14 protein-coding genes are annotated in these 18,622 nt (G+C 74.5%); 6 read left to right on the top strand and 8 right to left on the bottom strand.

What is annotated here, in order from left to right; all coding sequences use genetic code 11:
- Positions 1 to 9: 9 nt before the first annotated feature.
- From CHR28_RS35720 to CHR28_RS35695, 6 genes are all read right to left on the bottom strand, one after another.
- Positions 10 to 195, bottom strand: a complete 186-nt coding sequence (locus CHR28_RS35720; protein ID WP_094057889.1) for a hypothetical protein — start codon at positions 193 to 195, stop codon at positions 10 to 12.
- A 93-nt stretch (positions 196 to 288) separates the two neighbouring features.
- A complete protein-coding gene (locus CHR28_RS35715; protein WP_094057888.1) occupies positions 289 to 1,704 on the bottom strand; it encodes an extracellular solute-binding protein in 1,416 nt (471 codons plus the stop codon).
- A complete protein-coding gene (locus CHR28_RS35710; protein ID WP_094057887.1) occupies positions 1,701 to 4,241 on the bottom strand; it encodes a substrate-binding domain-containing protein in 2,541 nt (846 codons plus the stop codon). The genes CHR28_RS35715 and CHR28_RS35710 overlap by 4 nt, the downstream gene beginning before the upstream one ends.
- Positions 4,242 to 4,245: 4 nt before the next feature.
- Positions 4,246 to 4,581: a hypothetical protein gene (locus tag CHR28_RS35705; protein ID WP_256984592.1), complete on the bottom strand. Its 336-nt coding sequence runs from the start codon at positions 4,579 to 4,581 to the stop codon at positions 4,246 to 4,248.
- 125 nt (positions 4,582 to 4,706) lie between these two features.
- Entirely contained in the window at positions 4,707 to 5,768 is a 1,062-nt protein-coding gene (locus CHR28_RS35700; protein WP_094057885.1) for a hypothetical protein, read from the bottom strand.
- A 189-nt stretch (positions 5,769 to 5,957) separates the two neighbouring features.
- The gene (locus CHR28_RS35695; RefSeq protein WP_256984596.1) at positions 5,958 to 7,088 is read right to left on the bottom strand and encodes a PP2C family protein-serine/threonine phosphatase; all 1,131 of its coding nucleotides are present in this window, start codon (positions 7,086 to 7,088) and stop codon (positions 5,958 to 5,960) included.
- A 186-nt stretch (positions 7,089 to 7,274) separates the two neighbouring features.
- On the opposite strand from CHR28_RS35695, the gene CHR28_RS35690 reads away from it, so the two are divergent.
- Together CHR28_RS35690 and CHR28_RS35685 are read left to right on the top strand one after the other, a co-directional pair.
- Entirely contained in the window at positions 7,275 to 7,715 is a 441-nt protein-coding gene (locus CHR28_RS35690) for a hypothetical protein (RefSeq protein WP_094057883.1), read from the top strand.
- A gap of 592 nt (positions 7,716 to 8,307) precedes the next feature.
- Entirely contained in the window at positions 8,308 to 9,258 is a 951-nt protein-coding gene (locus CHR28_RS35685) for a hypothetical protein (protein WP_256984591.1), read from the top strand.
- Here the strand turns inward: CHR28_RS35685 and CHR28_RS35680 are convergent.
- Positions 9,155 to 10,528, bottom strand: coding sequence for an aminotransferase-like domain-containing protein (locus CHR28_RS35680; RefSeq protein ID WP_094057882.1), 1,374 nt, complete (start codon positions 10,526 to 10,528; stop codon positions 9,155 to 9,157). The two genes, CHR28_RS35685 and CHR28_RS35680, sit on opposite strands and share 104 nt — an antisense overlap.
- An 88-nt stretch (positions 10,529 to 10,616) precedes the next feature.
- Here CHR28_RS35680 and CHR28_RS35675 point away from each other — a divergent pair, with 88 nt between their 5' ends.
- Positions 10,617 to 11,444, top strand: a complete 828-nt coding sequence (locus CHR28_RS35675; protein WP_094057881.1) for an alpha/beta fold hydrolase — start codon at positions 10,617 to 10,619, stop codon at positions 11,442 to 11,444.
- 42 nt (positions 11,445 to 11,486) lie between these two features.
- Positions 11,487 to 12,488 carry an endonuclease/exonuclease/phosphatase family protein gene (locus CHR28_RS35670; protein ID WP_094057880.1) on the top strand — a complete coding sequence of 334 codons (1,002 nt, stop codon included), beginning with the start codon at positions 11,487 to 11,489 and terminating at the stop codon, positions 12,486 to 12,488.
- A 116-nt stretch (positions 12,489 to 12,604) separates the two neighbouring features.
- Here CHR28_RS35670 and CHR28_RS35665 read toward each other — a convergent pair whose 3' ends face one another.
- A complete protein-coding gene (locus CHR28_RS35665) occupies positions 12,605 to 14,683 on the bottom strand; it encodes a PhoX family protein (protein WP_094057879.1) in 2,079 nt (692 codons plus the stop codon).
- Between the two features lie 279 nt (positions 14,684 to 14,962).
- Here CHR28_RS35665 and CHR28_RS35660 point away from each other — a divergent pair, with 279 nt between their 5' ends.
- Positions 14,963 to 16,684 (top strand): VWA domain-containing protein, encoded by a 1,722-nt coding sequence (locus CHR28_RS35660; RefSeq protein ID WP_094057878.1) that lies wholly within the window; start codon positions 14,963 to 14,965, stop codon positions 16,682 to 16,684.
- Between the two features lie 113 nt (positions 16,685 to 16,797).
- Entirely contained in the window at positions 16,798 to 18,414 is a 1,617-nt protein-coding gene (gene metG, locus CHR28_RS35655; protein WP_094057877.1) for a methionine--tRNA ligase, read from the top strand.
- The last annotated feature ends 208 nt before the right edge of the window (positions 18,415 to 18,622 follow it).

Below are 18,622 nucleotides of genomic sequence, written 5' to 3'. Positions count from 1 at the left end.
GCTGCGCGGTCAGTCCATTCGGTGGCCGGCGGGGCACACGGCGCTGTCGGGCGCGATCCAGGCCCGGCAGGTGGGGCAGGAGCGGATCCGGGCCAGGGAGACCAGCGCCGGCTGCACCGCCCCTGTCACCGTCCGCCTCGCCCGGCACGACACGACGGTCAGTCTCCTCAGCAGCAGACCGGCGACACCGGGCACGCCCACGTCCTTCCCTCGGGCGGGGCACGGCCCGCACACACTCCACGCTCGCTCACGTGTTCCCGCCCGCGCGCCGTCCACACCGGTGGGACGTCAGTCGGGCAGCAGCTTCCGCAAGGCCTCGTCGAGGCGCTCGGCCACCTCCGCGTCCCCCGGCCGCCCGGGCCCGTACAGGGCGTCCAGTCCGGTGATCAGAGTCCGGGTGACGGCCCCGTACTGGGGCGTGCGCGGGCGCTGCACGGCGCCGCGCAGGGCGGGGAACAGGACGTCGCGGGAGTAGCTGACGCCGTCGGCCAGGCGGTCGGGCGCCTTCAGTTCGGCGCTCTCGCCGGTGGGGGACGCCGAAGGGCTCGCGGTGAACGCGGAGGCGTGGCGGCACTCCGGGGAGCCTCCGGGGTCCTCGTAGGCGGAGGTGCGGGTCGCCGCGAACCCGGCGCGCAGCAGACAGCGCTCGCTGTCCGGGTCGGTCAGGAACGCGATCAGCTCGGCGGCCTTCGCGGCCCGCTGCTCGGACGTCGAGGAGGTGACGGCGAGGTTCTGCCCGCCGAGCACCGCCTTGCCGGGCAGCCGCGTCACCCCGAGGTCCTCCGCGAACCTCTCGTACAGCACCGGGTAGACGTACGGCCAGTGCCGCAGGAAGGTCGTGCGGCCCTCCGCGAAGGCGCTGAGCGACTCGGCCTCGCGGGACGCGGAGGCCTCGGCCAGCATGTACGGCGGCGCCGTGCGCTCCCGCAGTTCGGTCACCCCGGCGGTCAGCTGCGCCACGTCGGCGGTGTACCGCCCCTCGTCGTCGGTCAGCTCGAAGCCGGGGACGGCCGAGGCGAAGGCCTCGACCGCGTTGACCGTCCGGCCCTCGTAGGCGGCGAGCTGGGTGGTCCAGCCGTCCTCGTAGTGCGGTGGCTTCGGGCGGTCGTTGACGGCGTCGATCAGGTCCCGCAGCTCGCCCCAGGTCAGCCCGCCGCTCAGTTCGGTCCGGGAGGCTCCGGCGTCGCGCAGGTGGTCCTTGCGGTAGTAGAGCAGGCCCACGTCGCTGTTGAAGGGGACCGCGTACCGCTCGCCGTCCCAGAACGACGTCGCGTCGACGGACGGGATGATGTCCGCGGGCTCCTTCACCGCCGCGCCGGTCAGCGGGCGGATCAGACCGGCCGCGGCGAACTCCGGGATCCAGGTCACGTCCAGGTTGACCACGTCGTACTCGGCGCTGCCGGACTGGAGCGCGCCGAGCAGCTGGCTGCGCTGCTGGTCGGCCGAGCCGGGGAGCTCGACCAGGCGGGCCCGGTGGCCGTGCTCGCCCTCCCGGGCGTTCCAGGCGTCGATGAGCTGCTGGCGGACGCCGTTCTTGCCGGTGACGTCCTGGCCGCTGGCGACGACGATCCGGGGCGGGTCGGCGCCCGGCGGCTGCTGCCGCGCGTCGCCGCCGGTGCAGGAGGCGAGCGCGGCCAGGGACAGCAGCGCCAGGGCGGCGGCCGTCAGGCGGCGGACCCGGCGCCCTCCTCGCGGTGCTCTCATTCCTCCCCCGTTCCGGTGCGGGCGACCTCGTCGTGCAGGGCCGGCACCAGGTCGTCACCGGCGTCCAGGCAGCGGCCCCGGCCGGCCTCGGCGATCCGGGTGGCGGGACGGCCCTGGTCGCAGCCCGAGCTGTTCAGGGACACCATGGCCAGCGGGACACCCGCGCCCGCGGCCCGGTCGAGCACGTCCTGCAGCGCCCGGCCGGTCAGGCGGTTGTCGTCCTCGCCGTCGGTGAGATACACGATCAGCTGCGGCCGTTCGTCGTCCGCGCCGCGCTCCCGCATGAACTCCAGGGCGTCCAGCAGGGCGGCGGCCGGGTCGGCCTCGGCGTCCCGCCACCGGCCGCCGTCGAGGGCCTGCTCGGCGCCGGCCCGCTCGTGCGTCCCGAAGCGCAGCAGCGGCGTGTGCGTCCGGCCGCCGACGCCGTGCACGGCCCACACCCCGTACTCGTCCTCCCCGCCGAGCCCCGGCAGGGTCTGCTTCAGGATGCCCGGGCCGCCGCTGTCGCCGTCCCACCGGCCGGCCATGGAGCCGGAGCTGTCGAGGAGGTACAGGACCCGGCCGGGGCCGTGCGCGTTGGCGTACCGCTCCAGCGCCCGGTCCATGTCCGCGGGCCGGGCCGGGCCGGCGGGGCGCACGGACGCGGTGAGGCCGTCCGGCACCTGCCGGGTGCCGAGCAGGCGGCGCTCACCGGTCGCGGACCGGAAGCCGTGCTCCCCGAGGACCGCCAGGCCGCCCTCCCCGGTCAGCCAGGCGCGGAAACGGTCCACCGCGTCGTCGCGCGCCTCGGCGTCCCGGTCGCCGTCCTCCCAGCGCACCCGCACGAACGCCGGTTCCAGACCGGGTACGTCGTCGGGGTAGGCGGCCACGCGCGGGGCGCGGGTCGCCGGGTGACAGCCGATGCCGCTGCGCAGCAGGAACTCCGGCACCAGCGCCGCGCTGCGGTCGTCCACGGCGTCGTCGGCGGGCAGGGTGCACAGCAGCCGCACGGCCGACGGCTCGGGCCGCCCGGCCCGCGTGACGAGCTGCTCGGCGCGGCGCGCGTCGGCCCGCTCGCCCTGCAGACCCATGGTCGCCAGCAGGGCCGCGTCCGTGAACTCCGGGTCGGGGCGCCGCAGTTCGGCCTCGGCGTCGGCCTGTTCGAGGGCGGTCACCAGCTCGGACAGGGACTGTCCGGTGGGTTCGAGGCGGGCGCCGAGGGCCGTCGGCACGGCCAGGACCAGCGGCGAGTACGCGAGCGGTTCGTCCGCGGGCTCCAGCCGGGCGAAGACGCGGTCCTCCCCGGCCGCGACCCCGGTGACCCGGTCGACGTCCGCGCGGGTGGCGGGGATCCACACGTCCGGCTGCGGGCCGATGTCCCGCTGCGGGTTGTCGTCCTCGCGCGGCTGCTGCCAGGCGTCGGTCCGCTCGCCCAGCGCCCGCACCACCCCGGCGGCGCCCGCGCTGTTGACGGTGACGCCGCTGCGCCGGCAGCCGTCGCCGGTGGTGTTGGCCGCCGAGGCGACATAGGCGTCCGCGGCGGCCCGCAGCGCCGGCTCCAGGTCGGGATCGGTGAGCACGCGCAGCTCCAGGGAGGGCGGGCACGGGCCCGGTTCGCCGACCAGGACGAACAGGCCGTAGCCGCCGGCGCCGGTGGCGACGAGGGCCAGCAGGAGGGTCAGCGCGGTCCGGCCGAGCCGGTCGGCGGCGGCCCGGAGGCGCTTGCGCAGCCGGGACGGGTGGGTGCGGCCGGGTCTCGGCGGGGGCGGGGGCGGGGGAGGCGGGGGCGCGACCGGGCTCGCGGCCAGCAGAACGTCCGCGTCCGGGTTCCACGGCGGGGCCAGCGCCTGCGGTTTCTGCCGGTCGTTGTCCTCCGCCTCGTACCCGGCGTCGGCCATCCGCTGCTTCAGCGCGGGATAGAGCGTGGACAGCCACACCTGCCCGCCCGCCTCGAGGACGTGGACCAGCTCCCGGGTGAACGGCGTCGCGACGTCCGCGTCCCCGCCCAGGATGCAGCGGTTGGGCTGCACGCTCATCAGGAGGAGGATCTTCTCCTTGCTCTCCGGCGGCGCCTCGAAACGGTGCCAGATCGCCGCCGCGTTGCCCGCGTAGCAGCAGTCCAGGACCACCAGCACCTTCTCGGCGCGGCTCTCGGGCGCGCAGAGCTCGCCCAGCACGCCGGCGAAGCTCACCGCACCGGGCAGCTCCTCGCCCGCGACCACCCGCGCGGTGCGCATCTGCAGGTGCAGCTTGTGGGTGGAGGTGTCGGTGACGACGGCGTGCCCGGCGAAGTAGAGGAGCAGCAGTCCCTCGGTCTCGCGGACGGCGCGGCGCAGCTCGCTGGTGAAGTCGTCCGGGGCCGGGGAGGCGAGCACCCTGATCTCGCCCGCGCGGAACACCCCGCCCCGGTGCAGCGCGTCCTCGAGGGTCCGGCGGTTGTGGAGCACGGCGGGGAGCTGGCCCGACACGCCCTGCGGATCCGGTGCCGTGTGGTCGTACTCGGACACGCCGACCAGCAGCGCCCTGTTCCTTCTGCCGCGCGGGTCGAAGCGGCTCACCGGGCTACTCCCCGTCGGGGCCCAGTGGGCGTATCTCCGTGTCGGGTTCGCCGCCCTGGAGCCTGCGGCGGTTGTTCTTCCAGGTCTTCACGGCGCGGTTGGTGTACTCGGTCAGCGCCACGACCGTCGCCACGTCGCTGAGCAGTTGGAGCACGAGTTCGATGTCGGGCCCCAGGCGGCCCTTCTGCCCGTCCGTCCTGGTCCGCTCCTCGATGCGCAGCTGTGCGCCGGAGATCAGGTCCTCCAGCGGTTCGTCCCGCTCCAGCCACGCCTTCAGGGCTCTGACATCGTCCGTGGTCGCGCCGTCACCCAGCCGGACGCGTACGCCTAAGACAGCCACTTGGTCCCCCTCTGTCATGACCGTCATCATGACACCCGGTCAGGCCTCGGGGGCAGACCTGTGACGTGACCTGCGCCGGTGACTGCACGCCCCCTTCACGCCAGGCGCACACGGCGCACGCGTGCTCAGCCCTGGGTCTGCAACTGCCGCAGCTGGCGCTGCACATGGTCCAGCGCCCCTTCGCGCCGGCCCGGCACCCGGCCCCGCAACACGGCGAGCGCCGCGCCCAGTTCGCGGGCGCCGGCCGGGTCGCGCACCTGGCCCCACTGGTGGTGGGCCCGGTCGGCGGCGGCCTCCACGGCGGGGGAGTCCGCCGCCTGTCCGGCGTTCAGCCGGAGCGTGGCGACCGTCAGCCAGGTGCGGCAGCTGCGGGCCGCGTCCCCGGCGAACATCGCCAGGTCGGCCCGGACTTCGGCCCAGTGCAGGGCCTCCTCGGAGGCCGGTCCGTGCGCGGCGACGGCGGCCTGCTCGTACCCGGCGGCGAGCGCGTCGGCCTCAAGGTGCCGGCCGGACTGCACGGCGGCCGTGAGGGCGGCGTGCGGATCCCCCGCCGCCGGGCCGGGCGTGCTCAGCACCAGGTCCGTGCCCGCGCTCTCGGGCGCGATGCGCGCCAGCGCCTGCTGGTGCAACTGCTCGGCGGGCGGCCGGACTCCGCTGCGCAGGATCGTCGCGACGGCCTTCATGTACGCGGGTGCGGCGACCGTGCGCCGGGACGGGGGCGGGGCGATGCGACCGTGAACGGCGTTGCCGCGGCCCGCGTCCAGCGGGGTGCCGCGCAGCAGTGCCCAGGTCTCGGCGTCGGCGTGCAGGTCGAGCAGGAGGGTGGTGGCCCCGGCCGGTCGGAGCCGCAGTTCCTCCCGGAACCAGTGCCAGGGGAACGCCGTGTAACGGGCGGTGGAGGGGGTGGTGCGGGCGAGCGCCAGGTGGGGCAGGCGCTGGCGGCGGTCGAGCTGGAGCTGCCCGGTGACGTAGACGGTGAGCGGGCCGGGGGCGGCCGCGGCGGCGCGCAGCCGGGTGAGGACGGCCTGCGGCTCCAGCGGATCGGCCAGTTCGACGACGTTCGCGGTGTCCGTGCCGGACAGCACGGCGGGCGGTACGGCGGCCAGGACGGGGAGCACGGAGGCGGCGTCGACCAGGCGCCCCTTGCCCACCGGCGAGGCCGCCAGCAGCAGCACGGTCCCGGGCATCGTCCCTCCCCCTGTGTCGATCACGTACGGCAGCACCGTAACCGCTGCGGCTGCAAAGGAAGACCCCAGCACCACAAACACCCGCCTTCGGGTACTTCACGACCGACCCAGGGTCAACGCCCTCAGGGGCGCGGGGAACTGCGCGACCAGCCACGACGAAACCCGCACCCCGCCACCCCCACGGCCCCCTCACGGCGCCCCCGCCACCCCCTCCGGGCCGACGCGACGACGGACCGTGAAGATCGTCGTGTCGTCGGCGAGACGGCCACCGCAGTGCCGCAGCGTGCCATCCCGCACCAGGGCGGCCAGCCGAGCCGGTTCCGCCGCACCCGGATCCTCGGCGACGGCCCGCCCCACCTCACGGGCGAGCGCGTAGAACGCCCCGGTGCCGTCCCGCGCCTCCGTCACACCGTCCGTCACCAGCAGCAGCGTCTCGTCGGCGGCCACCCGCACGCGCCGCGCCCCCGGCGGCCCCGGCGCGAGGTCCCCGAAGCCCAGCGGCAGCCCCGCCCCGGCGGGCAGGGCGCGCACCCCGCCCGGCCCGACCGCGAGCGGCGGCTCGTGCCCGAACACCAGGACGTCCACCGCCTCGGGGTCGTCGTCGGGGAAGCCGAGCAGCACGGCCGTGGCGAACCGGTCGCCGTCGGAGCGGCCCAGGGCGACCGTGTGCCCGCGGTGCCGGATCATCCGCGTCTCCAGCCGCTCCGCGACGGTCGTGAGGCCGGCCTCGTGGTAGGCGGCCTCACGGAACGTGCCGAGCAGCGCGGCCGCCGCCTCCACGGCCCCGAGGCCCTTGCCCTGCACGTCCCCGACCAGGACACGGGTGCCGTGCGGGCCGGGCTGGATGTCGTAGAAGTCGCCGCCGACGCGGGCCTCGGCGTCGGCGGTGAGGTAGACGCCGGCGTGGTCGAGGCCGCCCCAGCCCGGTGGCAGCGGGCGCAGCACCGTGCGGCGGATGGTCTCGGTGACGTCGCCCATGCGCAGCACGCGCCGCTCCTCGCGCACCCGGACGACGCAGGCCAGGGTGGCGAGGATGCCGCCGAGGGCGACGAGGACGAAGTCGGCGAGTCCGGCCTGGTACTCGTGCGGCCAGGCGCCGTCCACGACGACGTAGGTCGCCAGCGACGCGAGGGCGAACAGGGCCGTGCCCCACACCCCGCAGATCGCGGCGGCGATGCCCGGCACCAGCACGATCCAGGAGATCATGCGGAACTCGCCGGTGGTGTGGTAGTCCGCCACGGCGATGGCGACGAGCAGCACCAGCGGCGGCAGCCAGGCCACGCGGTGCCCGCGCAGCCGCAGCAGTTCCTGCCGCCGCACGGGGTCCCGGCCGCCGGCCCCGGGGTACTGGTCGAGCGGGCCGGGCCCCCCGTGGTGGCGCGTCACGGGCCCAGCGAAACACGGGGCCGGGCGGGCCGCATCCGGTCGGTGCGTGCCGCCGACTTGCCCGGGCCGTCCCGGCGGTGTGCCCTGGAGACCAGGGCAGGGACAGAGAGGAGAGCTCTCATGGCTCATGCGGCACCCGCCTCACGCGGGATGACCACACCGCGGCGCAGGCCCGATGTCTTCAGCGCCCGGACCCACGCGGCGGCGGCGGTGGCGCTGCCCGTCGTGCTCGGGCTGATCTACGGCTTCTGGGCCGCGGCGAACCGGCGTCACGGCGGGCCCATCACGGGCTGGAACCTGCTGTTCGGCTTCCTCACCGCGCTGGTCTTCGCGGTGGTGTTCGCCGCGGTGTGGCGGCTGGCCCCGCGGCTGCGCCGCGAGCTGCACGCGCTGGCGTGGTTCGCCTTCACGGGCTGCGCGGTCGGCTTCCTCGTCAGCCAGTCCGGCGAGTCGGTGCTGAAGTCCGCCGGGCTGGGACTGCTGGTCGGGGTGGGCGTCCTGCTGACGATGTTCTACCGCTACTACACCCACGAGGACGCAGAGGGCCACCGCCTGAACTGACCGACCCGGTCCCCCGACCGGTAGACCGGGGAGCCGGTAGACCGGGAAGCCGGGAGACCGGGACACCGGGAAGCCGGGAAGCCGGGAGGCGGCCGGGAGGCCGGGAAGCACCCGTCCGGGTGAGGCCCCACCGGCGTGCCCACCGCCCGGCCCCGGGCACTCTCCGCACGCGGGCACCCGAGGCCTGCCCACCGCCCGGCCCCGGGCGCTCTCCGCAGGCGGGCGCCCCGGGGCGGGCGTGCCCACCACCACAGCCCCGGGCACTCTGCGCACGCGGGCACCCGAGGCCTGCCCACCGCCCGGCCCGGCACTGTCCGCACGCGGGCACCCGGGGCGTGCCCACCACCACAGCCCCGGGCACTCTGCGCACGCGGGCACCCGAGGCCTGCCCACCGCCCGGCCCGGCACTGTCCGCACGCGGGCACCCGGGGCGTGCCCACCGCCACAGCCCCGGGCACTCTCCGCAAGCGGGCGCCCGGGCGTCCCCTCGGCCCTATGCACCACGCAGATAGGGCCCCGTCCCACCCGGGCCGGTGGTCCGAATGCAGTCCTTCCGCTCGCGTCCCGCGCTCGCCGCGTCTTGCCTGGAAGGGTGCCCGAGACGGACCGGGCGCCCGTCCACCCGACGGCGCCCCCACGCGCGCGGAACGCCCTGCCGGCCGTTCTGCTCACCCTCGCGTGCCTGCTCGTGCCGTTCGGCGTGCTGGCCTCCTGGGCGGTACACGGGCTGACGGACACCGGCCGCTGGGTGCGGACGACGGCGCCGCTCGCCGCCGACCCGGACGTGCGGCGCGCGGTCGCGGACGCCCTCGGGGACGGCGTCCTGCGCGCGGCCGGACCCGAACTGCCCGGCGCGGCCGAGCCCTTCGTGCACGACGCGGCCCGCTCGTTCACCCGCACCGAGGCGTTCGCCACGGCCTGGGACGCCTCGAACCGGGCCGTCCACACCGCCGTGCTGCATGCCCTGCGCGCCGACGCGCCGGCCGCCCCGGTCACCGTCGACCTCGCACCCGTCGTCGACCGGGTGAAACACCGGCTCACCGAGGACCACGTGCCGTTCGCCCACCGCATCCCGGTCACGCACGCCCGCGTCCCGGTGCTCCCGGCCGGCGACGTGGACCGACTGCGCAAGGGGTACCAGGTGCTGGACGCCGCCTCCTTCTGGCTGCCGCTCGCCGCGGCCTGCTTCGCCGTCGCCGGGATCGCCGTCGCCGCGTGCCGCCGCCGCGCGGTCACCGCCCTCGGCCTCGGCACGGCCCTGGGCGGGGCGCTGCTGATCCTCGCCGTGGCGGTCGGCCGCCGCCTCACCCTCGCCGACCTGCCCGACACCCTGCGGGGCCCGGCCGCGGGCGCCGTCTACGACGCCCTGACGGCCACCCTGCGCACGGTCTCCTGGCTGCTGTGCGCCCTCGGCCTCGCGGTGGCGCTCGGCGGGTGGCTCACGGGCCGCTACGGTCCCCGGCTCGCCGCGCGGCGACGTGCGCGAGGGTCCGCAGGGCCCGCCGCAGATCCGGCTCCGGAGCCGACGCGAGCCCGAGCCTGACCGCGTCCGGCGTGTGCCCGGGGGCGACCGCGAAGGCGGGGCCGGGCGTGACGGCGATGCCGTGTGCCGCGGCGGCGGCCGTGAAGGTGTCCGCGCGCCACGGCGCGGGCAGCTCCCACCAGGCGAAGTAGGCGTGCGGGTCGGACCGTACGGCGAACCCCGCGAGCTCCTCGGCGAGGATCCGCTGCCGCCGCTCCGCGTCCGCCCGCTTGGCCGCCACCAGCCGGGCCACCGTCCCCTCCGCGGCCCACCGCACGGCCGCCTCCAGCGCGAACCGCCCCGCGCCCCAGCCGCCCGACCGCACGGCGTGGGCCACGGCGCCCACCCGGTGCGGCGGCACGACGAGGAAACCGACGGTGAGCCCGGGGGCGACCCGTTTGGAGAGCCCGTCGACGACATGGGTGAGGGACGGGGCATGGGCGGCGAGGGGGACACCGGGCTCGTGCAGGAACGACCAGATGCGGTCCTCCACGACCGGCAGGTCCAGGTCGCGCAGTACACGGGCCAGTTCCGCCAGCCGGGGCCCGCTCGTCGTCAGCGAGGTCGGGTTGTGCAGCGTCGGCTGCACGTACAGGGCGGACAGCGGTGCCGTGCGGTGCGCGGCGGCGACGGCCTCCGGCAGCAGCCCGGCGGCGTCGCCGGCGAGCGGCACCAGCGTGATGCCGAGCCGCGCCGCGATCTCCTTGACCAGCGGATACGTCAACTGCTCCACACCGACCCGGCCGCCCGGCCGGACCAGGGAGGCGAGGACGGCGGCGATGGCCTGGCGGGCGTTGCCGGTGAACAGCAGCCGCTCGGGGCCGGGGCGCCAGCCCGGCGTGGCGAGCAGACCGGCGGCGGCCTCCCGGGCCTGCGCGGTGCCGGTGGCAGCCGCCGGTAACAGCGCCTCGGCCAGCACGTCGGGGCGCAGCAGCGGCGCGAGCACGGGCGCGAGCAGCTCCGGCTGGCCGGGCGCGGAAGGGTAGTTGAGCTCCAGGTTCACCGGACCGCCGATCCCGCCGCTCCCGCCGCTCCCGCCGGTCTCGCCGGCCTCGACGAGCGCCCGCCCCGCCGGCCCGTCCGGGGCGGCCCGGACGAACGTGCCGCGCCCGACCTCCCCGACGACCAGCCCGCGCCGCACGAGTTCGCCGTACACCCGCCCGGCCGTCGACGGGGCGATCCCCCGCCTGCGGGCGAACACCCGCTGCGGCGGCAGGCGTTGGCCGGGCTTGAGCCGCCCGCCGGCGATGTCCTCGGCTATCCGGTCCGCGATGCGCCGGTAGTCACCCATCGGTCGGCCTCCCCCTCGCTCCTCTCGGATTGCACCGAGAGCAAAGATCCTATTGCACCGAGTAGTTGAGCCTGCCTAGGGTCGACGCATGGCACCCTTCCTCGCATACGAGGACAAAGGCCCCGCATCCTCCCGGCAGCCCCTTGTCCCCCCGACTCCCCTGGTCCTGGTCCACGGACACCCCTTCGACCGCACCATGTGGGCCCCGCAGCTTCGGACGTTCGCGGCGACCCGCCGCGTCGTCGCCCCCGACCTGCGCGGCTACGGCGCCTCCCCGACGACCCCGGCCCTTGCGGACTTCTCCGGCTTCGCCCGGGACATCGAGGCCCTGCTGGACGAGCTGGGCGTGGACTCCTGCGTCCTGGCGGGCCTGTCCATGGGCGGCCAGGTCGTCCTGGACTGCTACCGCCTGTTCCCCGAACGCGTCCGGGGGCTGGTCCTCGCCGACACCTCCGCCGCCCCGGAGACCCCGGACGGCGTCCGCGCCCGCGACGCCATGGCGGACCGCCTCCTCGCCGAGGGGCTGCGCGGCTACGCCGACGAGGTCCTGGAGCGGATGGTCGCCCCGTACGCGTCCGCCGCGGTCAAGGCCCACGTGCACGGCATGATGACGGCCACCTCCCCCGAGGGCGCCGCCGCGGCCCTGCGCGCCCGCGCCCGGCGCCCCGACCACCGCCCCCTGCTGCCCCGTGTGCACGTCCCGGCCCTGGTCGTCGTGGGAGCCGACGACACCTACACGCCCGTCTCCGGCGCCCGCGCCCTGCACGCCGCCCTGCCCGACGCCACCCTGCAGATCGTCGAGGGCGCCGCCCACCTGCCGAACCTGGAACGCCCCGAGGTGTTCGACGCGGCGCTGGAGGCGTTCCTGGCCCGCGTCGACGCACGGCAACCTTCCGCCGCCCCACCCCGTCTTTGAGGGAGAATCCGGGCAGCCCCCTCGCGAACGGAAGGCCGGGACGTGGACACCGCCGCAGCCGAGTGGACCGCCACCGACGACGGGCCGGAGCGCCGCCCGCCCGGGCGGCGCCTCGCCGCCTGGTGCGCCGGCCTGCTGTGCGCCGGGGTGAGCGTGGTCGTCGGCTTCCGCATGGCCGACAGCGACGGCATCACCCCCGTGCCGCAGTTCCTCGCCTTCCTCCCCTGGCTGCTCGTCCCCACCGCCCTGGCCCTGCTGCTCACGCTGCTGTCCCGCTGGTGGACCGGCACGGCCTGGGGCGTCCTCCTGCTCGGCCTGCTGGCCTGGTACATCGAGCCGTACGGCACGACCGACGATCCCACGGGCCGCCCCGTCGCCGCCCTGCGCGTGCTGACCTCCAACGTCGAGTTCGGCCAGGGCACCGGCTCCCTCGTCGCGGCCGTCCGCCGCGAGAAACCCGACGTCGTCTTCGTCCAGGAGTGCGACTACGCCTGCGACGCGCAACTGAAGGCCGACCTCGCGCGGGACTTCCCGCACCGGCGGGCCGTCGAGGGCGGCGGCTCCGAGGGCTCCGTCATCCTCAGCCGCTTCCCGCTGACCCCCACGGCCGGCGTCCGCGGCACGATGGGCATGCCCGGGGCGGTCGCCGACGTGGACGGGCACGCCGTCCGGCTCCAGCTGGCCCACCCGATGCCCCCGCTGCCCGGCCAGGTCGACCTCTGGCGCCGGGAGCTGGCCGGACTGCGCGACACGGCAGCGGCCGACCGCGGCACCCCCCTGATCCTGGCCGGGGACTTCAACGCCTCCCAGGACCACGCGGCCTTCCGCCGCATCCTGGACACGGGCCTGCGCGACGCCTCCCGCTTGGACGGCGCCGACCGCACGGCCACCTGGCCGGCCCTCACGGCCCCCACTCTCGGCGTGCAGATCGACCACGTACTGCTCTCGCGCGACTTCGCTGCCGACCGCACCCGGATCCTGGACCTGGCGGGCACGGACCACCGGGCGCTGGTCACGGACCTGACGCTGCACGCACCCCGATGACGGGGAAGGTGACGGCGTAGGGGACGGCGAAGGTGACGCGTAGGTGACGGCGAAGGGGGGCGCCCCCGGACGCCCCCCGCTCCACACTCTCGTCGCGCCGGCCCGGCCGGGCGCGGTCAGACGCCGATGTCGCAGCCGTCGGCACGCCACACGGACACGACGGCCGGGCGGACGTACGACCCGGGCCCGTCGGGCCAGGTGCTGGCGGGCTTCTCCACGGACGCGCCGTCGATCTCGCCCGGGTGCTGCACGGCGACCAGGACGCGCCGCTCCTGGATGATCGGACCGCAGGTCTCGGCACCCTTCGGCACGGTCAGGAACTGCTTGAGCTCACCGCGCCGCTCGCCCCGGGTCGCCACACCGAACAGTCCGTCGTGCGAGCCGAGCTGGGCACCGTCGGTGGAGATCCACAGGTTGCCGTAGGGGTCGAAGGCGACGTTGTCCGGGCAGGAGATGGGGCTGACGCCCTCCTTCGGGAAACCGGCGAAGTAGGTCGCCGGGTCCTCCGGGTCGCCGGCGACGAGGAACAGCGACCAGGCGAACGCCGTGCTCTCCGGCCGGTTCCAGCGCTCGGTGAGCTCCAGGACGTGCCCGTGCTTGTTGGCATGGCGCGGGTTGGCCTCGTCCGCCTTGGGGTTGGCGCCGACGCCCCGGTTGGAGTTGTTGGTCAGGGCGACGTACACCTTGCCGGTGACCGGGTTGGGCTCGATGTCCTCGGGCCGGTCCATCTTCGTGGCGCCGACCTTGTCACCGGCGAGCCGCGTGAAGACGAACACCTCCTCCGCGCTCATCCCCTCGACGTGCGAGACGGCGCCCTTGGCGGTGGCCGTGGCCAGCGGGATCCACTGGCCGCTGCCGTCGAACTCGCCGTCGTTCGGGAGCTTGCCGGTGCCGTCGATCTCGATGGCCGGGGAGTCGCCGGTGAGCTTGGCGACGTACAGGGTGCCCTCGTCGAGCAGGGAGAGGTTGTGCTCGCGCACGGACCGCGAGGTGCCGTGCTTCATCCGCTTGCTGCTGACGAACTTGTAGAAGTAGTCGAACCGCTCGTCGTCACCGGAGTACACGACGGGCCGGCCGTCGTGCGTGAGCCGGACGGTGGCGGCCTCGTGCTTGAACCGCCCGAGAGCGGTGTGCTTGCGGGGCGTGGAGGCCGGGTCGTACGGGTCGAACTCCACGACGTACCCGAAGCGGTGCACCTCGTTGGGCTCCTGGGCGACGTCGAACCGCTTGTCGAACCGCTCCCACTTGCGCTCGGTGGCCCCGGTCCCGATGCCGTACCGCTTGTCCGTCGCGCGGCTGCTGTTGGCGAAGTACTGGTTGAAGTTCTCCTCGCCGTGCAGGGTCGTGCCCCAGGGGGTGACACCGCCGGAGCAGTTGTTGAGGGTGCCGAGCACCTTCGTGCCGCTCGGGTCGGCGGAGGTCTTCACCAGGTCGGAGCCGGCGACGGGCCCGGTCAGCCGGAACTCGGTGGTGGCGGTGACGCGCCGGTTGAGCTGGTGCCGGGAGACGGCGGTGAGCCTGCCGCTCCTGCGGTCCTCCTCCACGACGACGGCGGACAGCCCGTGCGCGGCCCAGGCGATCTCGACCTGCTCGCGGGTGGGGTTGGCGGCGTCGTACCCGCGGAACATGAGCACCTCGTCGGTGTACTCGTGGTTCGCGACGAGCAGCTGCCGGCCCCGCTCGCCCGGCAGCGGAAGGAGCGCGAGGAAGTCGCAGTTGTACCCGAACTGCCCGGCCTGCGCCTTGGCGCTCTGCTTCTCCGGGTCGAAGGCGGGGGCGCCCCGCAGGATCGGCTCACCCCACCGGATGACGACGTTCTGCCGGTAGCCGTCCGGCACGGTCACAGCGTCGGCGGTGTTGGGCGCGACGGGCGCGAAGCGCAGGCCCCGGGCGCCCTTGCTCTTGCTGCGCGCGGCCTCACGGGCGGCGGCGGCCGGGACGGCGGCGGCCTGCGGGGCCTGCGCGACACCCACGGCTCCCGCGCCCGCGGCGGCCACGGTCACCACGGCCGCGGCGCGCATCATCGAACGGCGGCTGAGAGCGCCGGCGATCACATCGCCGACGTACTCGTTGGAGCTGGTGTTGGGCACCTCGTGGAAGCAGGCGTCACCACACCGGAAACGACAGGTCATGGCGGACCGGCCGCCAGGGTGCGAATCGGACGGCGTTCCGATCAACGGCAGCAGCTTTCGCACTTTGCTCTCTCCTTGGATGCCCTTGGTGTCAGCGCGACCGTAGGGGCACATATGTGCGGGAGCCGGGCGCCCTCATGAACAACGAGTGAACCCATGGCTGCCGTACGGGGGTTGCACGTCTTCGGTCCGGCGACGACGGGCAGGCCGGATGTGCCCCTTGACAGCGAGAATCCCGCGTAGCAGACCCTGCCCAAGATCACCCAGGAGGGCCGCTAACCTTACGTGTCCGTCCTGGCCAGGGATTGACGGGCTTCAACTCACGCGAAGGGTTGCGCGCACATGGGCATTCTCACTCGGTTGCGGAACGCGTTCGGACGGTCCCGCAAGTCACGGACCGCCGAGGCGGAGGGTGCGGCGCCCACGACGCAGGCACCGGCCGAGCCCACCACCCCGGAGGCCGCGGCCCCGGCCCGGGTCCCGTCCCCCTCCCCGGAACCCGACCCCACCCCCACGGCGACCGTGCCGGAGCCCCGCGACGAACACGACCTGGTGTCGCTGGCATTCGACAACGTGACGGTGCCACGCCCGACCCGCTCGGACGAGACGGAGCAGCCGCCCACGACGCCGGAGCCGGCGGCTGAGACGCCGGAGCGCACGGAGGAACCGGAACCGGTCGCTTCGACGCCGGAACCGGCGGAGGACAAGGGCCCCGAGCAGCCCGCGAAGCCGGAGGTTGCGGAGCCGGAGGACGCCGAGCAGGCCGCGGAGCCGGAGGTTGCCGCGGAGCCGGAGGGCGCCGAGCAGGCCGCGAAGCCGGAGGTTGCCGAGCAGGCCGTGGAACCGGAGGTTGCCGCGGAGCCGGAGGCCAAGGAAGCCGGGCCCGCCGACGAGCCGGTGGCCGCGAAGCCGGACGCCGCCGACGAGCCGGCCCCGGCTGAAGCGGCGGAAGCGGCGGAAGCGGCGGAAGCGGCGGCTGCTGAGGCCACGGACACCGAGCTCCAGCCCCAGGGCACCGAGGAGCCGACGCCCGCGGAGGCGCCGAAGGCGGACGAGCCGGAGGCGGAGGCGCCGAAGGCGGACGAGCCGGAGGCGGAGGCGCCGGAGGCGGAGGCGCCGGAGGCGGAGGCGCCGGACACGAAGCCGGAACCCAAGGCCGAGGCCGAGGCCGAGGCCCGGGACGAGAAGCCCGCGGAGCCGGAATCGGAGCCGGAGCCGGAATCGGCGGCCGAGGCCGAGGTCACCACGCCCGAGCCCGCGGCCGCCGACGGCGAGGAGGCCCCTCAGGGGCCACCCGCACCCGACGACGAGAGCCGCACGGGTGGTGCGGGTGGGAACGACACGGCCGAAGCCGAAGGCGAGGCCGAGGCGGAGGCCGAGCCCAAGGCCCCCAAGCCCGCCCTCACCCTCGCCCAGCTCAAGACCCGAGCCCCCGCCCTGGCCACCGCCTACCGCGCCGCGGCCACCACCCTCAAGACCCACGACCTCACCGGCACCCGCGCCAAGGTCTACCTCGTCCTCGACCGCTCCGCCTCCATGCGCCCGTACTACAAGGACGGCAGCGCCCAGGCCCTCGCCGAGCAGACCCTCGCCCTCGCCGCCCATCTCGACCCCGAGGCCACCGTCCCGGTCGTCTTCTTCTCCACGGAACTCGACGGCACCGGCGAGATCACCCTCGCCGACCACGAGAACAAGATCGACACCCTGCACGCCTCCCTCGGCCGCATGGGCCGCACCAGCTACCACGCCGCGGTGGAGGCGGTCCTCGCCCACCACGACAAGGCGACCGCGGAAACCCCCGGCCTCCCCGCCCTGGTGGTCTTCCAGACCGACGGCGCCCCCGACGCCAAGACCCCCGCCACCCAGGCGCTCACCGACGCGGCCGAGTCCCACCCCGCCGTCTTCTTCTCCTTCGTCGCCTTCGGCGACCCGGAGAACAAGGCCTTCGACTACCTCCGCAAGCTCAAGACCCCCAACACGTCCCACTTCCTCGCCGGCGAGACCCCCCGGGAGCTCACGGACAAGGAGCTCTACGAGGGCGTCCTCGCGAACTGGCGCCCGTGAACCCCACGGACTGACGCGACACCCCCCGGGGGGTGGACGGCACACCCCGCAGCCCGTCCGCCCCCCGAAACGCGTGTGAGTCGATCTTCAGCCGCCCAGTAGGATTTCGAACCATGGCGGCCACTGGATCCGAGAAGCAGGGGGCGAAGGCGTACTACGTCTCGACCCCCATCTACTACGTCAACGACGCTCCTCACCTGGGCCACGCCTATACGACCGTCGCAGGCGACGTGCTCACCCGCTGGCACCGTCAGCGCGGCGAGAAGGTGTGGTACCTCACCGGCACGGACGAGCACGGTCAGAAGATCATGCGCACGGCCGAGACCAACGGGGTCACTCCCCAGGCGTGGGCCGACAAACTCGTCACCGAAGCGTGGAAGCCTCTCTGGGAGCACCTGGAGATCGCCAACGACGACTTCATCCGCACCACGCAGAAGCGGCACACCGACCGCGTCCAGGAGTTCGTCCAGGACCTGTACGACAAGGGCGAGATCTACAAGGGCGGCTACGAGGGCCCGTACTGCGTCGGCTGCGAGGAGTACAAGCTCCCCGGCGAGCTCCTCGACGGCGAGGGCGAGTACGCGGGCCAGAAGCTCTGCCCGATCCACAAGAAGCCGGTCGAGATCCTCAGCGAGGAGAACTACTTCTTCAAGCTGAGCGAGTACGGCGAGAAGCTCCTCGCCCACTACGAGGCGAACCCCGGCTTCATCCAGCCCGAGTCCGCGCGCAACGAGGTCGTGAACTTCGTGCGCCAGGGCCTTCAGGACCTTTCCATCTCCCGCTCGACCTTCGACTGGGGCATCCCGATCCCCTGGGACGACAAGCACGTGATCTACGTGTGGGTCGACGCCCTGCTGAACTACGCCACGGCGGTCGGTTACAACGAGAACCAGGCGAAGTTCGAGGAGACCTTCCCGGCCGACGTCCACCTGGTCGGCAAGGACATCCTCCGCTTCCACGCGGTGATCTGGCCGGCGATGCTGATGGCGCAGGGCCTCCCGCTCCCCGGCAAGATCGCGGCCAACGGCTGGCTGATGGTCGGCGGCGAGAAGATGTCGAAGTCGAACCTGACCGGCATCAAGCCGCAGGACCTGACCACGCACTTCGGCGTGGACGCCTACCGCTGGTACTTCCTGCGCGCGATCGCCTTCGGCCAGGACGGCTCCTTCTCCTGGGAGGACTTCTCCGCCCGGTACACGAGCGAGCTGGCCAACGACTACGGCAACCTCGCGTCCCGCGTCGCGGCGATGGTCGGCAAGTACTTCGGCGGCGAGCTGCCGGCGTCGGCGGCCGACGGCGAGGCGGAGCGGGCGATCCACGAGGGCCTGGCCAAGGCGGTCACCGAGGCCGACCGGCGGATCGGCGAGGAGCTGGACTTCCAGGGCGGCATCCTGGCGGTCTTCGACTTCGTCAAGCAGGTCAACGGCTACATCACCGAGCAGGAGCCCTGGAAGGTTGCCAAGGACACGTCCGACGAGGGCAGGGCCCGCCTGGCGACGATCCTCTACACGGCGGCGGAGTCCCTCCGGGCGGTGGCGGTGCTGCTGAACCCGGTCATGCCGGAGACGTCCCAGAAGCTGTGGGACTCCCTCGGCGCGGAGGCGTCCCTGGGCGCCCTGGCGGACCAGCGGATCCAGGAGGCCGGCGACTGGGGCAGGCTCCCGGCCGGCACGACCGTCACCAAGGGCGCGGTCCTCTTCCCGCGCCTGGAGGAGAAGCCGACGGCGTAACAGCCGTAACACGCTCGCTACAGCAACGGGCCCGGGAGAACGAGACTCTTCTCCCGGGCCCGTCGCTTTGCGAAGATCGCGTGAGGGCGGCCACGGGGCCGCCCCCACACACACGGGGGGGTGCCTCTATGTGTTTCGTCAAGCGAGGTGTGGGGTTCTGGGTTCGTAGAAGGTGCCGTCGCGGAGCATCGCGAAGAGCACGTTGATC

It is taken from the genome of Streptomyces sp. XY006 (assembly GCF_002237655.1).
Classification (GTDB): domain Bacteria; phylum Actinomycetota; class Actinomycetes; order Streptomycetales; family Streptomycetaceae; genus Streptomyces; species Streptomyces levis.
Note: the sequence above shows the minus strand (reverse complement) of the source record. Positions and strands in the feature narration are given on the sequence as shown.